The sequence below is a fragment of the uncultured Shimia sp. genome (assembly GCF_947498095.1).
In the GTDB taxonomy this organism is placed as follows: Bacteria; Pseudomonadota; Alphaproteobacteria; order Rhodobacterales; family Rhodobacteraceae; genus Shimia.
The window spans coordinates 21,532-36,857 of sequence record NZ_CANMJE010000020.1; the positions used below are offsets into that span (position 1 = coordinate 21,532).

Annotated in this window: 12 protein-coding genes; 8 read left to right on the forward strand and 4 right to left on the reverse strand. The window is 55.3% G+C overall.

Annotated elements, in window-relative coordinates; genetic code table 11:
• Window positions 1-3: 3 nt before the first annotated feature.
• From Q0932_RS19490 to Q0932_RS19500, 3 genes are all read right to left on the reverse strand, one after another.
• Window positions 4-726, reverse strand: a complete 723-nt coding sequence (locus Q0932_RS19490; protein ID WP_299356765.1) for a hypothetical protein — start codon at window positions 724-726, stop codon at window positions 4-6.
• Window positions 727-794: 68 nt separating this feature from the next.
• Window positions 795-1,223: a DUF2141 domain-containing protein gene (locus Q0932_RS19495; RefSeq protein WP_299356766.1), complete on the reverse strand. Its 429-nt coding sequence runs from the start codon at window positions 1,221-1,223 to the stop codon at window positions 795-797.
• Window positions 1,224-1,239: 16 nt separating this feature from the next.
• Window positions 1,240-2,898: an adenylate/guanylate cyclase domain-containing protein gene (locus Q0932_RS19500; RefSeq protein WP_299356767.1), complete on the reverse strand. Its 1,659-nt coding sequence runs from the start codon at window positions 2,896-2,898 to the stop codon at window positions 1,240-1,242.
• 1,014 nt (window positions 2,899-3,912) lie between these two features.
• Here Q0932_RS19500 and lepA point away from each other — a divergent pair.
• From lepA to Q0932_RS19535, 7 genes are all read left to right on the forward strand, one after another.
• Window positions 3,913-5,727 carry a translation elongation factor 4 gene (gene lepA / locus Q0932_RS19505; protein ID WP_299356768.1) on the forward strand — a complete coding sequence of 605 codons (1,815 nt, stop codon included), beginning with the start codon at window positions 3,913-3,915 and terminating at the stop codon, window positions 5,725-5,727.
• 484 nt (window positions 5,728-6,211) lie between these two features.
• Window positions 6,212-6,397, forward strand: coding sequence for a CTP synthetase (locus Q0932_RS19510; RefSeq protein WP_299356769.1), 186 nt, complete (start codon window positions 6,212-6,214; stop codon window positions 6,395-6,397).
• A 225-nt stretch (window positions 6,398-6,622) separates the two neighbouring features.
• The gene (locus tag Q0932_RS19515) at window positions 6,623-7,378 is read left to right on the forward strand and encodes a LicD family protein (protein WP_299356770.1); all 756 of its coding nucleotides are present in this window, start codon (window positions 6,623-6,625) and stop codon (window positions 7,376-7,378) included.
• A gap of 1,035 nt (window positions 7,379-8,413) precedes the next feature.
• Window positions 8,414-8,806: a rhodanese-like domain-containing protein gene (locus Q0932_RS19520; protein WP_299356771.1), complete on the forward strand. Its 393-nt coding sequence runs from the start codon at window positions 8,414-8,416 to the stop codon at window positions 8,804-8,806.
• Between the two features lie 262 nt (window positions 8,807-9,068).
• Window positions 9,069-9,209 (forward strand): hypothetical protein, encoded by a 141-nt coding sequence (locus tag Q0932_RS19525; protein WP_299356772.1) that lies wholly within the window; start codon window positions 9,069-9,071, stop codon window positions 9,207-9,209.
• Window positions 9,206-10,417, forward strand: coding sequence for a beta-ketoacyl-[acyl-carrier-protein] synthase family protein (locus tag Q0932_RS19530; protein ID WP_299356773.1), 1,212 nt, complete (start codon window positions 9,206-9,208; stop codon window positions 10,415-10,417). The genes Q0932_RS19525 and Q0932_RS19530 overlap by 4 nt, the downstream gene beginning before the upstream one ends.
• A gap of 344 nt (window positions 10,418-10,761) precedes the next feature.
• A complete protein-coding gene (locus tag Q0932_RS19535) occupies window positions 10,762-11,232 on the forward strand; it encodes a MaoC/PaaZ C-terminal domain-containing protein (RefSeq protein WP_299356774.1) in 471 nt (156 codons plus the stop codon).
• Here the strand turns inward: Q0932_RS19535 and Q0932_RS19540 are convergent.
• Entirely contained in the window at window positions 11,220-11,606 is a 387-nt protein-coding gene (locus tag Q0932_RS19540) for a DUF3307 domain-containing protein (RefSeq protein ID WP_299356775.1), read from the reverse strand. The two genes, Q0932_RS19535 and Q0932_RS19540, sit on opposite strands and share 13 nt — an antisense overlap.
• A 232-nt stretch (window positions 11,607-11,838) precedes the next feature.
• Here Q0932_RS19540 and Q0932_RS19545 point away from each other — a divergent pair, with 232 nt between their 5' ends.
• Entirely contained in the window at window positions 11,839-14,853 is a 3,015-nt protein-coding gene (locus tag Q0932_RS19545) for an ABC transporter transmembrane domain-containing protein (protein WP_299356776.1), read from the forward strand.
• Window positions 14,854-15,326 lie beyond the last annotated feature (473 nt).

The following is a 15,326-nucleotide window of genomic DNA, read 5'->3' on the forward strand; positions in this document are numbered from 1 at the left end:
TCTTCAGAATTCGCGAGAATAGCTGATGCCAATCGCATCCCGGGTGCCGAAACTGTTGTCGATATATGAGGCAAAGGCCGATACTCGATCGCGCTTGGTGATCATGTATGAAAACCCGCCTCCGATGGTATAGCCGCTGTAATTGTCCGACCCGGCCGACCCGACCAGCACACCACGAAACACCCATTTTTCGTTAAGTGGGCGCAATCCCATCACCCCGATGTATCCGCCCTTGCTTGAGGTCGCGACGGGCAGATCGTTGCTTAGAACCGTGTCCAAATCAACGCTGCTGCCCTCAATGTAATTCACCCCGGCCATGGGGAACATCTGCCATTTCCCGGTACTGGCCCCCAGCGCGCTTAGCGGCACAAAGGTGCCCAGCGAATACTGCGTCTGGCTGGTCCCATTGTCCAACTCCCGGTGTGATGCGGCGACATTCACAATGCCAAAGTTGAACAGGTACGACCCTCCCAAAGACCACTCTCCGGTTTCCGAATAGGATGCGTTGATCTTGGTCACCGGTCCAAACGCCACCGACCCCGAGATTGAGACGTCCTCGGTGTAGCGCACTCCCAGCTTGGTGATAATCTTGGTTGGATCGTCGGCCAATTGCGTGCGTTCCGTGCGCGCCGAGCGTTCTTGCGCAAGTGCCGGTCCTGCTATCGCCAGACAGACCAGAAGAGATTGAACCAAACGCTGCATGTCAGACCCTTTCGACTGGATCACGATCTAGCGCGCCTTCTGATCCGCGTCGACATGTTCCGAAAACTCGGGCCTTCCACGCGTCCTTTGCGTCACATGTCGTAGTGCACGTGCACCGTCACTTTGCCCGGAAATACTGACGCTTGGCCGAATGTCGGCTCGTCTTCAGGGTTCGGAGCACCACTTGCGCCCAGCCCCTCTAACAGATGTGTGTCGGTGTAATTCAGATCGTCATCATTGTTCTCGTCATGAAACAGAACAATGGCATATGGTCCTTTGGTCATCGTCTTGAAGTGATGTGTGACCTGACCTTTGCGGGCCGGGATCTCGGCGTAGTCCACCGCATTCATGTAGTCAAAGGCGTTATAGGCAGCGGCATTGTCAAAGACGACAACCATCACCTTGCCCTTGCCATTGCGCAGGCCCTCGACGGTTAGAGCAAGACCCTCGGCCGCCGCCAGCCCCGGTACAAAACCCGTGCCGATGACCAAGGCCGTAAGACCCGCCCTCACCAGCATCATGGTGCCATCTCATGGGTCATACTGGTTCAGCCTCAGGATGCAGGGCGTCGTTGATCCACTGAAAGTCGTCCGGCAAAGGCGACTTTGGGGTATGGATCGAGATCCCCTTGTCCAGCGCATTGGCCGCCTTGCGCGCCGCCGCCAGCCCGGCCTGATCCTCAGCTTCGCGGCAGACCAGCGCCTTCAGCAACTGCACGCCCCGTTCTTGCGGCGCGAGATAGCTCGCTTCGGTTGCATCCTTCAGCGCCGCTTCATGATTTCCGGCGCAGAGATGCATCCGCGCCGTCAGGCACAGACGCGTCAGCTTGAACGGATCCTCCGAGCCAATCACCTTATAGGCTGAAAAGGCTTCCAGCGCGTCGGCAAATCGTCCCTCGCGCAATGCCAAGTGCGACTCAAGTTCGGTGACACCAATAAAGTTCGGATTCACCTCACGGCAGCGCCGTTGGTCAAACCGGGCAGCATCAAGGTCATCAAGGAATTGCAGCTTGAACGCGCCACGCGCCCAATAGACAAAATCGCTTCCGGGCAACTCTTCCGCCGCCCGGTCCAGATCCCGTCCCAATTCGTCCACCAGTGCGTCAGACACCTCTTCGTGGCGAATGGCCCACCAGTTGATCCGGTTCTGCGCCCGCATTGCCAGCGCCATCCCGTCCTCTGGCGACAAGGCCACCGCACGCTCTAAAGCCGCATACGCCTTTTCCCAATCGCCCAGTTTTTGCTTGAAAAACAGGTTTGCCGCCCGCGCCCGCAACTCAGAAACACTCAGCTTGTCGTCACTCAAATGCGCTTGTCGATCTCCATCATGCTGGATTGTCTGGATGCGGATGTCACTTTCGGCCCGCGCCACGATCTCGTCGCAGAACCCGAAAGGGTCGCTTGCGTCGCCCTCATAAGTGCCTGACCACAACGTGCTCATATCTTCGCGCAACAAAAGCGTCAGCGTAAACCGCGCCCGATCCCGGGCCACCCGCAGCCGCCCCCGCACCAGAAACACCGTTGGCGTTACTGGGTCGTCGCCCACGTCAATCGTTGTAAAGCCTGTACGCTTCAGTGAGTCCTTCAGAATGCCTTCATGCAGATCCATCGCCAGCGCTTCGGTGTCCGCATCATTTGGCGCAAATACAAAGGCCTCAAACCCGATTGAGGGCAGGGCGCCCGCATCAGGCGCCGTGGTCAGGTTCGCCGGACGCCACTGATACAGCCGCATCGGCGTCGCGATATTCTTCAGCTTGAACACACCCGCATCGCTCAACTCGTCTTGCCGCGTCTCTGAGAGTTGCCGAAACAGGTCTTCTGAGAACATCAACCCGCCGGGAGGCGCCTCGGTCTCGATCCGTTGTGCAATATTCACGCCATTGCCATAGAAATCATCCTCATCCTCGACAATCTCGCCAATGTGACAGCCAATGCGCAGTTTGATGACCTCGTGATCGGCCAACCCGGTCTGCACCTCTTCGGCACAATTCAGTGCGGCCTCAACGCCGGGAAAGGACAGAATCCACCCGTCGCCCATGCGCTTCAACACCTCGCCACCATAGTTGGCGGCCACCGGCTCCAGATGTTTCTTTTTCAGATCCCGCACCGACTGCACCGCCAGGGCCTCGTCCTGCCCCATCAAAGCAGAATACCCCACAAGGTCGGCACACATCAGAATGGTCAATCGGCGGTTCATCTCAAATCCAGTCGCGCAATGCTTACAAAGCTAATCCAGAATCTCGGAACCACCAAGGCAGGGTTCAAGAGGGCAGGGGGAAGAAATCTCTCCCAAGAGCTGCCCCCAGCAGCGCAGCGCCCGTCACCCCCCCCACGGGGCGGGCGCTTCCCGCCCACCCCATGCGCGCCGGGCGCGAACTGGATCACGTTTTCCAACTCATTTCGCAAATCGCTGGTAGAACGCCGTAAGGCGGGGTTCACTCTGCCGTCACCGATGGGCCAAAGACCGCCAGATACTCAGTGCCATTTAAGCTCAAAAAACCCTTCCGGTCTCGCGCAGTTGGGATCGTCCGCCAACGGAGGGCAAAGTGCATAAGTACGAAACGCATTAAACCAGTGTTCTTACTCGCTGCTAGTCGGAGCTTCTAGCCAGGTTTGGATTATGACATATACGTGGTCCTTGACCGCCAAATTGAAGTTAAGGGTCCAATTGGGTTCACCCGTCTCTCCCATAGGGTCGTTGAGCGCCCCAAAATGCCAGAACGCGTCATCTTTTTCACCGTCTTCCAAGAACCTGATATCACAAGTGTTGCAAACATACTTCTGAAGCCCCATCGCGTAGAAAAGTACGGGATCATTGAAACTCTCGCTTGGAAAGGCTCCTTCCTGCGCCAATTCAGCGTGCAATTGGCCAAAAGCAGAGAAAGCAGAGTTTGCACCGACTTTGCTGAGGAAACTACCACCAATAAAGATCAGAAACTCACGTCATTCCTTCTCGGGAAAATCCGTTGGGCCAAGATATCCGCTTACTTGACCTAGGCTTGAAACGTGAACGCCCTGTCGAAATTCCTGCAAAAAGTTCAAGTTCAGGAATATTCGGTATCGATCCTGTCCTGAAGCACTGTCAGCTCTCACCAGGGACACTTGCAAAGAGAGAAGGCAAATCAGGCTTAAAAACGCCGCGCCTACCCCGTACTTGTTCATAGCCAAACCACCTTGACCAACCCCACTTTTCCCCTCATATCCCGCAACCATGACCGACCTGAATAAAATCCGCAATTTCTCCATCGTCGCACATATCGACCACGGGAAATCCACCCTTGCTGACCGCCTCATCCAAGAGACGGGCACGGTCAAGGATCGTGACATGAAGGAACAGCTCCTGGACTCGATGGATATCGAGCGCGAGCGCGGTATTACGATCAAGGCCAACACCGTCCGCATCGACTATCAGGCCGATGATGGTGAAACCTATGTGCTGAACCTGATCGACACCCCCGGGCACGTTGATTTTGCCTATGAAGTCTCCCGCTCAATGCGCGCGGTCGAAGGCTCGCTTTTGGTGGTCGACAGCTCGCAAGGGGTTGAGGCGCAGACACTCGCCAACGTCTACCACGCCCTGGACGCGGACCATGAAATCGTCCCGATCCTCAACAAGATTGACCTGCCTGCGTCCGACTGTGACCGTGTGGCCGAACAGATCGAAGACGTCATTGGCATCGACGCCACCGGTGCCATTCAGGTTTCCGCCAAGACGGGGCAGGGTATCCACGAAACGCTCGAAGCCATTGTGCACGACCTGCCCGCGCCAAAAGGAAACGTAGACGCGCCATTGAAGGCCATGCTCGTGGATTCGTGGTACGACGCCTATCTTGGTGTGATCGTCCTTGTCCGCATCATGGACGGCACCCTGAAAAAGGGCCAGCGGGTCAAATTCATGTCGAACGGCACGCTGCACAGCGTTGATCGCGTCGGCGTCTTCCGCCCCGAGATGCAAATGGTCGACAGCCTTGGTCCCGGCGAGATCGGCTTTCTCACCGCCTCGATCAAACAGGTGCGTGACACCCGCGTCGGCGACACCATCACCAATGACCGCAACGGCACCGAGGACGCGCTGCCGGGCTTTAAGCCTGCGCAGCCTGTGGTCTTCTGTGGCCTCTTCCCGGTGGATTCCGCCGAATTCGAAGACCTGCGGGATGCCATCGACAAACTGGCGCTCAATGACGCCAGCTTCTCGTTCGAAATGGAAACCTCTGCCGCGCTGGGCTTTGGCTTTCGCTGCGGTTTCCTTGGCCTGTTGCACCTCGAAGTGATCCGTGACCGCATCGAACGGGAATACAACATTGACCTGATCACCACCGCGCCGTCGGTGATCTATCATGTTTACATGAAGGGCAAAGAGGGCGAGATGGGCGAGAAAATCGACCTGCACAACCCAGCCGACATGCCCGATATGTCCAAGGTCAATCACCTCGAGGAACCCCGCATAAAGGCAACGATCCTTGTGCCGGACGAGTACCTTGGCGATGTTCTGAAACTCTGTCAGGACCGCCGCGGCATCCAGCTGGATCTGACCTATGCCGGCAGCCGCGCCATGGTGGTCTATGATCTGCCGCTGAACGAAGTGGTGTTCGACTTTTATGACCGTCTGAAATCGGTGACCAAGGGCTATGCCTCGTTTGACTACCAGATGGAGGATTACCGCGAGGATAACCTCGTTAAAATGTCGGTGCTGGTGAATGACGAGCCCGTTGATGCCCTGTCGATGATGGTCCACCGCGACCGCGCCGAAGAACGCGGCCGGGCGATGTGCGAAAAGCTCAAAGATCTGATCCCCCGCCACATGTTCAAAATCCCGATCCAGGCGGCCATCGGCGGCAAAGTCATTGCCCGCGAAACCCTGTCTGCCATGCGCAAAGACGTGACCGCCAAGTGTTACGGCGGCGACGCCACACGGAAACGCAAACTGCTGGACAAGCAGAAAAAGGGTAAGAAAAAGATGCGCCAGTTCGGGCAGGTCAACATCCCACAAGAAGCGTTTATCTCAGCGCTGAAAATGGATGACTAACCTCACCGTTGCACCGACCAGCCGGGATAATCCCTGCCCTACGGAAACACCCTCCAAGCCTCAATCTAAAAGGGACGGTCTTTTCGCGCCATCCGAACCGCGGCACGTAGGGCCTTAATCTTGCGCAGCAAGCGGTCGCTGCGACGATCTGCCAGAGTAACCGTAAAGAACACTGTGGCGCAGGTGACTTTGTGTCGGAGGTTCCTGGGTGTCCTATTGAGTGAGTCAATTGCGGTTATCACCTGGTGAATTCAAGGTGGAGGTCACCCTCACACACGTCTCCAAAACCGCCAGTATGGTTTCCGGTCTGGCCGCACCATCGTCACGGACAACTCACCTGAGGCACTGGCTCCAGCCCGCCTTCGGGCAGCACTTCGTGTTCGTCGGTGCGGGAGGTATGTGACCCAGATCAAAGTCAAATACATTCCATCTTTGATATATGAGTCGCATCGGAAACGCCCTTGCATCACCCAGAGGTATTCTCATGTTGCGTCTCGCCCTTATCCTGCATTTGTTCATCGGCTCAACGATCGCCGGATCGGCTGTGGTGGCTGCCTTGGCGACCGGCAATGACACTCCTATTCCCATCCTGATCGCTGCCTTGGTCGGCTTTTTTGCGGCCATTCCCGTATCGGCCGCGGTCGCGAAAAAGATATACGCGCTGGACTGACCTGCCTGTTTTTGAAAAATCTACCCGTTCCGTCCTGGCGCGCTCGGAAGCCCGGGTGCGATCCCTATGTGTGTCTTTCCTAGCGATAGATACGCACGGCTGCGTTGCGATTGGCAATTCAACAGGTTTTCTCGCACATTTTTCGGAGTTATGTCATAAACTCTGAATGTGTGTTCGAAACCGCTGGGGTGGGGGAATGTCTCAGGAATACAAGGGGTCAATCGTGTGATTGAACTCGTCTACAAGCCGCGCGCGCGGTCACTGCGGCATTACGTGGTGTCAGAGGAGTCGCTTGGCGCGTTGGACCCCGCGCAGATTCCCGAAACGGCCTTGAATGTATTGGCCGATGTTGCAGAAATCCTAAATGATTTTAAGGTCTTACACTATGTCTGTGATGGCACACTGCTGGGCATTGTAAGGGACGATGGTTTCATTCCTGGAGATGGCGATATCGACTTTCGTGTGGACCGGTCGGCGTTAACCAACGAGCTGATCGACGCGTTTAAAGCCGAGGGTTTTTTCGCCTACAAACAAAGTGTTATCGAAGGGCGTTTGACCAATGTCGGGCTGTTTCGTGATGGTCTTTTGGTGGATCTCTACGTGGCCGTTTTTGCCAATCACAGCGTCATGTTTGAGCTGATCTTTCGCAAAAATCACTTGTCCTATCAGCAAGCCTTTGACGGAGTTGAACCCATGCAGTTCCACGGGGTCGACGTCAACGTGCCACGCCACGCTTCGGAACACCTTAGGGCTTGTTTCGGGCCTGATTGGCAACAGCCAACCAAGACCTGGGACAGTTTCTTTAGCCACAAGGCCCTCTGTCGCTGTACGGGCGGTGCCAAGGGTTTGCTGGCAGCCGGGATGAGGTTTCAGACTGCGCGCAGACTTAGGGTTCGGGACGTCTCTTCTCGTCGATCGTGGCACAGGGTGCGCGATGCTCTTCGGCTTGTGAGCTGGGTGCGAAGGCCAGACCGAACATAGCTTGAACGCTCTCACCATCACAAAAGCAACGCCCGACGTAAATTTCACAGAAGGCGCGAACCAGCACTTGTTTGTAGGCCTGCGCCGGGATAATCGCAGCCTCAGGCGCCAAAGTGCCGCGAGTCGCGAAGTTTATGCAGCGGGCGAGTTATCCCTGTGCAAAGCACTCTCATTACAGTGAAATCCAAACCTTTCCACAGGAAATCCACAAGCAATTCCAAAGTTTTATCCCCAAAAAATGTGCTTTTGGCCGTGTTTTTTCCTTGCCCGACTCAGGGTCTCTGCCGCAGCATCAAGTTAACGCAAAGGGTCATTGACCCGGAGCGGGACGCGAAAGGTCTTTCGGGATCGGAGCGGGGAAGGGATAGGTTACTGAACCGACCTCGTGGTGATGAAACTGGGACGCTGGCCGAAACGGCAGGTCACTTAGGTGGCAGGTAGGGAAGGCAGTGTAAAAGCCCGAGCGTGGATCGGCAAAAGGGTTCGCCCGGATGTCGGTTTGGGGGGACAGACCTTTGGGTCTGAATCTCGCTGCCAAGGTTCTTTCAGAGCCGAAGCAAACTGAATGGATGTATCTTTCGGGATATAGCCTTTCATGGAAGGCGTCAGGATTGTGACCTGCGGGTCGCGTTGCAAAGACCGCGTCTGAGCACCTGACGTCTTCTTCCATTTCTACTCTAGGATAGTGTTCGGAAGACCCAGTTCGACCCCTCGCGATCGAGTGCCCTTTTCATGTCCAGAGAATGAGACGGGACTCGCTTGCCTGTGGCCAACGAGTCCCGTGCGTCAGTCTTGCATACCGCGTCTATGCACCTGTGGGGCCACCTCTATCCAGTTAAACAGCGATAATCAACCAGATGTTGCGAGTGGTACCATATTTAGTGGCGTGGTGGGGCGAGGCGGTCTCTATGATGCATTCCTGTTCACTGTCTGTGATGCGCGGCGCTGCCAGAAAGACACCGAGTATGAAACGGCTTTTCTTCTGGGGCGGTGCCGCCTAACGTAGCAGCACACAGACGCAACAGGAGACAACGCATGCCCGTGACAGCTGCCCAGCTTTTGGAGGCCGCCCATGCCGTGGTACCAGTGATTTCAACCGAAGATGCGATTGCGAAGATCGAGGCTGGTGCGTTGTTACTAGACATCCGCGACGCGCCTGAATTGCAAATGGCTGGGCGGGCCGAAGGCAGTCATCATATTCCACGTGGAATGCTGGAGTTTCGCGCAGACCCCGCGACACCATTTCACGATGCGGAACTGCGTTTCGATCGGCCTGTTATCCTGCATTGCGCCAGCGGAGGGCGTGCGGCACTCGCCGGTAAATTGCTTAAAGATATGGGTTACGAGCAGGTTTTTAATCTTGGCGGTTTCAAGGATTGGAAAGAGGCCGGTGGCCCTTCAACAGAACCCGTCGCTCCCGGAATGTAGGGAAACATGAGATTTCCCCAAAGAGTAAGGACCTGCAGTCAGGTTGACACTGGCATCCAACGGCGATGCCTTCTAGACTTAACCGATAACTCTGCTTAGCGATCCGACTGCATCTTTTGACGAGGATAACATGGCCAGTGACACAACCAATCTTTCCCAAGATCTGCTTGAACTTGTAGCGCGCGAGGGGATGGTGGACATCTCCGACATAAAACCGGAATACCGCCTTGAGGATTTGGATATCTAGTCGGCAGACTTTGTAATGATCCTGATGGCGCTGGAAGAAGAGTATGGCGTCTACAAATCGGTCGACAATGAGTTGAGCGACGTCGAAACTGTGCAGGAGCTCTTGAATTTGGCGCAGGCCAAAATCGAGCAGCATCAGAAAGAAAACCAAGCGTGACAAGGGTTGTTGTCACAGGCGCGGGCGCCGTTTCTGCTTGTGGGCTTGGACGCGAAGCGCTTTGGCACGGAGTGGCGTCGGGCCAGAGCGGGGTTTGCAGCGTAGACTTTCCCGCAATCGGCAATCAGCGCGTGGGCACGGCGGCAGCGCTGTCCGCTGACTCGTTAGAGACACTGGCCGAAGACCTGAAACATCGAATGCGTGACCCGGTTGCCGTTTATGCGGTACGCGCGGCACATGAGGCGATTGAACAGGCTGGATTGACCGACGGTGATTTTGGCGATGCCTGTGGTGTGGTCATAGGCTCGGGGTTTGGCGGTGCAAAGACGCTCGACGACAATTACATGGCTTTTGGCGTTGATCGAAAAATGCGTCTCGACCCAATGGCCGTCCCCAAAATCATGACCAACGCCGCGGCGTCCTGGGTGTCGATGGAGTTTGGCGCGTCGGGGCCGATTTATGCATCATCAACGGCTTGCTCTTCGGGCAGCCAATCCATCGGTCTGGCCTATCAGATGCTCAAAGGGGGTGCGATGCAGCGCTGTCTTGCGGGTGGGTCTGAGGCTTGTCTTGTTGGGGGCGTGTTTCGGGTGTGGGAACTCCTTCGCGTAATGACTGCTGAAAAGAACCGCCCATTCTCCAAGGATCGCAATGGCATGACCCTTGGTGAAGGGGCCGGAATTCTTGTGATGGAAACTCTAGAAAGTGCCCAAGCTCGCGGCGCGGACATTCTTTGTGAGATCGTTGGCTATGGCACCAATTCTGATGCAGGTGACCTTTTGCGCCCCAACCCAAAGCGCGCATCGGCCTGCATGGAGCTGGCCATTGCAGACGCAGGCGTTTCGCCGTCCGAAATTGGCTATGTTAATGCGCAAGGCACCGGAACAGTCGCCAATGATGTGACCGAAGTTGGCGCCTTGCGGGATGTGTTTGGCGCGGATTTGAAAGGTCTTGAAGTCTCGTCGACAAAACCCATCCACGGACATGCACTGGGCGCGGCCGGCGCGATCGAGGCCGTGGTTTCCATTGAAGCTTTGCGGCACCAGATTGCGCCTCCAACCATCAACTTTAACGAAGTTGACCCGAAGATCGGAATTGACCCGGTTGCCAATACCGCGCGTCCAATCTCGACCAATGCAGTGATGTCAAACTCATTGGCGTTTGGTGGTATTAACGCATCGCTGGTTTTTGCCAAGTTTGATGGCTGATCTTCCAAGTTTTCTGACCATCCCAAACGGCCTGAGTGCAAAGGACGTGCGGGCATTGGCGGGGTGCCTGAACGCCATGGTTCCCGATGTGTACCCACAGGATGGTTGGGTGCCGACTATCGCCCCTGCGATATTTTTTGGGACATGAAGCTCTAGTAGGATATGCCGACGAAATGCGGCCAGCGCCGGGGCGGGGAATGGTGCATGAAAGTCAAAGTTTTCAGCGTTTCTCACCTGTTGAACCATCTCAACCTCTTGGGATTGAAGCAGCCCTAACCCAAAAAGACGCGGCCAGGGTTTTTGATTTTCGACTGCTTGCTGATGATGGCGCAGCGGTTGGCACAATGCAGACACGTCAGCGCGAAGTGTCGCCTGATGATATGGCGCGGCTGAAAGGTAGCCGCTTTCCACCTCATATGGACAAGGGTGACGTCGTCTGGCGAGACACAGCGCAATTTGGGGAACGTGCTGTGGCTGACTATCTGTCTTTGGCCCGGGACCCCAACCCGATCCACGTCAGTGATGACGCGGCAAGAGAGGTCGGTCTTCAGTCCGCCGTTGTACCAGGTATGTTCTTTGCGGGTGTGCTCGACTGTGTGGTGTCAGGGCTGGCGCCGACCAGTGTGCTGACCCAAATGAAGCTGCGATTCATGGCGCCCGTTCCGGTGGGGGACGGCTTGCGTTTGGGCGTGCTCATACGTGCCAAACATGATGACGGTAGTTCTAAGTCCGTGCGAGTCTTCGTGTTGCGCCACGATATGACGATCGCAGTGATTGCGGACCTTGATGTGAACGTTATTGATCAGGCGACGTAGCTGATCCAGAGCCATACCATGAATAGGTTGGTCAGATGGTGGATGGCCTGATCCAGTCCCATCGCACGCCAGAATTTTGCGTTGTTCGGTGTCAGCTGTTTCACGACATTCTCACGCGCTTTCCAGAAGTCGACGTGAAAGTGAATGATGAACTCAAACAGGAAGAGAATGATAAGCCAGGTGATGGGCGTGCCGAAGAAGGCAAAGATCACAATTGAGAATACGGCGTGAATTGCAGCGTGGACGGTGCGGCCGAGGTGAAAATACTGGTCCCGACCGGTCAGCATCCAAAGGGTCTGACAATAGAAATCTGCTATCAGATGTTTGATTTGCAACAGCGCAATCAAGATCAGAATTTTTGTTGTCAGGTCCATGAACCTGGGCTCCCATGTCTTTCCCTACCTAAAACCTTAGCTCTCGAAAATGGATCTGGCAAATGCCAACAGCATCCTTTCTGGCGCTTGATCCCAACGTCAATTGGTTGTTAGCATCTATTTAACGCGCATCGGCCTCAGAAAGAGGGCGATCTAAAGCAACAGGACATATCCCATAGAACGCTCATTATTCAGCTTCATCTGGAAGTATTCGAAACGGGATCAGTTTGTTTTGCTGGCTCTGACCACGTGTTTGTTTCCGTTGTTGTATCTGACGCTTGAACTGCCCAAGCGCATTATCAACGACGCGATTTCAGCAGATCAGGCCTATGTCTATCTTGAGTGGCTCGATGTTGAGCTGGACCAGATCACTTATTTGATGGTTCTGTGTGGTGGCTTTTTGTTGGCGGTGATTGTGCACGGCCTGACCAAAATGCGTATCAATACGATGAAGGGTATCCTGTCCGAGCGCATGCTGCGCCGGTATCGGTATACACTGATCGGGCGCATTATGCGCTTTCCACAGCCGTATCTGCGCCGTACGTCTCAGGGTGAGATGGTGTCCATGATCACGTCCGAGGCCGAACCGATGGGCGGCATGATGGGGGATGCCATCAGCCTCCCGGTATTGCAGGCCGGGCAGATGGCGACGATCTTGTTCTTTCTCTTCGCGCAGAGTTTCTGGTTTGGTGTCGCGGCCTGTGCGTTGATCCCGTTTCAGGCCTGGATCATCCCCAAGCTGCAGCGTCAGATCAACCTGCACAACAAGGACCGCATTAAAGAGGTGCGCGAACTTGCCGGTGAAATCGGTGAAACCGCGACCGGAGCAGCGACTCTGAGGGTCAACGCAGGCTGGCGGTATCGCCTTGCCAAGATCACACGCCGATTGGGAACGCTTTTTGATATTCGCCTGACCATCTACAAGAAAAAGTTCTTCATGAAGTTTCTCAATAACTTCATCGGACAACTCACGCCTTTCTTCTTTTATTCGGTTGGTGGACTTTTGGTCATCCGTGGTCAGGTGTCGTTGGGGGCATTGGTTGCCGCGCTTGCCGCATACAAAGACTTGTCGTCTCCTTGGAAAGAACTGCTCAACTATTATAACCGCATGCAGGACATGTCCCTGCGCTGGCACCTGATCCTGGATCGGTTTGCGCCGCAAGACATGGTGCAAGAAGAGTTGTTTGATGGCACACCCGACGAGATTGGCCATCTGGATGGTGACATCGAGTTGCGTCAGGTGACCGTGAGCGATCACAATGGCGATTCGGTTCTTGAGGATATCAGCCTGAGTATTCCTAACAACGCATTGGTGGGGATTTCAGCGGCCGATACAGAAGAACGCAGAGCGTTGGCTGAACTTCTCACGCGAGAAGTGTTGCCTGCGGCCGGTAAAGTGATCATGGGGGGACGGGATCTGAATGACCTGCACCAGATGGTGATTGCTGCGCGTGTCGGGTACGCCGAGGTCAGCCCCTATGTGTTTGAGGGCACGTATGGTGAAAACCTTTTGATGCCTCTGCGTCATCATCCGGTCATGCCACACGCGATTCCCGAACACCGCATCGCGCGCGAAGCCCATCGCGAGTCAGAAACCCGGCGCAGCGGAAATAGCGAAGATACCTACCTTGCCGATTGGGTAGATCCAAAGCTGGCAGGTGTCGCCTCGGAAGATGCGCTGCGTGACTGGTGGGTCGAGTTGATGGATGCGCTGGGCTCGGGCAATGTCATGTTCCGGCGTGGACTTGACCAAGTGATGAGCCCGGAAGACCATCCCGATCTGGCTCGTCGCATCGTCGAATTGCGCCCTCGTATCAAAGAAGCACTTGAGGCCGCAGATCTGGGGCAGGGGTACTACCGGTTTGATCCGGAGAAATACAATCCTGCGCTACCAGTATCCGCCAACCTGTTCTTTGCCACGGCCCGACAGGGCGACATGCCCACGCAAGAGGCCTCAGCCGGGAGTTTCCTTGAGCTTCTCGAAGAATTGGGGCTAGCCGAAGGCATGATGCGTCTCTCAGTTGAAGTGGTCGAGATGCTGAACCTCACTTTTGGTGTCGATGGTGTTGGGCATCCCTTGTTCCGCAGGCTGGGTTTGAACCCGGAACTGTTCGAGAAACTTGTCGAGCTGACAGTCAAGGTGCGAGAGCAATCGCTGGACGTTCTCGAGAGCGAAGATAAGGTCAACCTTCTCACCGTTCCCTTCGAAGTTTCTGCCGAACAAATTGGGCCTGCGTTCACGGATGATCTCAAAGACATGATCCTTGATATGCGCCACAAGCAGCGCACCAAGATCGAAAGCTGGGTGTCCGATCACTTTGAGCCTTTGGACGAAAGTGCTTATGCGCCCGGACTCAGTGTTTTGGAAAATGCGATTTATGGAACGCAGTCCAGTGCCAGCGGGCGCAGCGAGGCCGTGCACGAAGTGGTCGAAAGCGTTCTGCAGACGGAACGTCTGAAGCAGCAAGTGGTCGAGTTGCTGTTTGCTGTTCCGACAGGTCTGGCAGGCGCGGGCATGCCCTCGGCCTTTGCAGGGCCCTTGTCGATCGGCCGTGCGGCAATGAAACGTCCCGATCTGCTTATCCTTGACGGGTATCTTGGGGGCGATAGCAACGAAGACAACCGCAAGATCATTCGCAACTTGCGCGCACTGCTGCCCGAAGCGATTCTGATCTTCCTCGAGGATGTTAACAAGCAACCCGAGGAATTCGACATCGTTTACGAAATTGAGCATGGCCGCATCAAAGACAGCGAGGATCAGGGCGACGGTGTTCAGGACAATGCTGCAAGCGCAGACTTGCGTCAGAAGATGCGGGCCTTGGTCTCAACGGATCTATTCTCTGGGCTTGATAGAAAGCAACTCAGATTGTTAGCCTTCGGCGCACAGTGGTTTGAAGCACCCGCGAACTCGTATGTGTTCCGCCAGGGGGACGACGGGAGCGATGGTGCTTATTTGATACTGGAAGGCGAGGCTGAAATGATCCTGCCCATCCCCGGGGGCGGTAGTACCGTGATCGCAACGTCGGGGCCCGGAACGCTGGTTGGTGAACTGGCTCTGATCCGCAAAGTTCCGCGGGCCTTAGATATGCACGTACGCTTAGACCTGCGCGCTTTGCGTTTGGGGGAAGAAGAGTTCCTGGCCGTGGTCGAAAATGATGCTGGAACGGCCTTCAAGATTATGCAGGTTCTGGCTGGATACGTCGGTTTTCAGGCACAAAGGCAAACTGAGACTGACGAAACCGAGTGATTCATTGGTGGCGGCTGCGCGAGTCGGCGGTTTTTTTGGCCCCGACTCGCAAGTTTTGCCGGATGATTCCGGCATTTTGAGTGATGTGTTGGGAAATAACGGTGCAGGTGCCGCAAAAAATGCCCGCAAATCAGGCGAAGTTTTGCAGGTTTCCTTAGAAAATTCGGTCTTGTGAAGTTTTTTTGAATTTTTCTGGAAAAAGCACTTGCAGGGGTCGGGTGTAATCCGTAAATACCCCTTCACCGGCGGCGCTGAGGCGCTAACGGGACGCAGGACGGAGCGGCGAACAACAGTTCGGAAGCGAAGCGAAGCGGAAAATCTAGAGGCTTTGGTCGGCGGGTTGCACCATAAATCATATGGAGCACCGGTTGGTTTTTGTCTCTCGGGTCATTGATCCGACGCTATTTGACATTGTTATACAACTGAAGAGATATGTGGGCGGTTTGGTTCATTTCGATGAACAAACAACTGCA

What these genes read in the sequence shown, in the direction of transcription:
- Q0932_RS19495 (WP_299356766.1), bottom strand. Translation starts at nt 1,223, where the DNA reads ATGATGCTGGTGAGGGCGGGTCTTACGGCCTTGGTCATCGGCACGGGT.
- Q0932_RS19500 (WP_299356767.1), bottom strand. Translation starts at nt 2,898, where the DNA reads ATGAACCGCCGATTGACCATTCTGATGTGTGCCGACCTTGTGGGGTAT.
- lepA (WP_299356768.1), top strand. Translation starts at nt 3,913, where the DNA reads ATGACCGACCTGAATAAAATCCGCAATTTCTCCATCGTCGCACATATC.
- Q0932_RS19510 (WP_299356769.1), top strand. Translation starts at nt 6,212, where the DNA reads ATGTTGCGTCTCGCCCTTATCCTGCATTTGTTCATCGGCTCAACGATC.
- Q0932_RS19520 (WP_299356771.1), top strand. Translation starts at nt 8,414, where the DNA reads ATGCCCGTGACAGCTGCCCAGCTTTTGGAGGCCGCCCATGCCGTGGTA.
- Q0932_RS19525 (WP_299356772.1), top strand. Translation starts at nt 9,069, where the DNA reads ATGATCCTGATGGCGCTGGAAGAAGAGTATGGCGTCTACAAATCGGTC.
- Q0932_RS19535 (WP_299356774.1), top strand. Translation starts at nt 10,762, where the DNA reads ATGCAGACACGTCAGCGCGAAGTGTCGCCTGATGATATGGCGCGGCTG.
- Q0932_RS19540 (WP_299356775.1), bottom strand. Translation starts at nt 11,606, where the DNA reads ATGGACCTGACAACAAAAATTCTGATCTTGATTGCGCTGTTGCAAATC.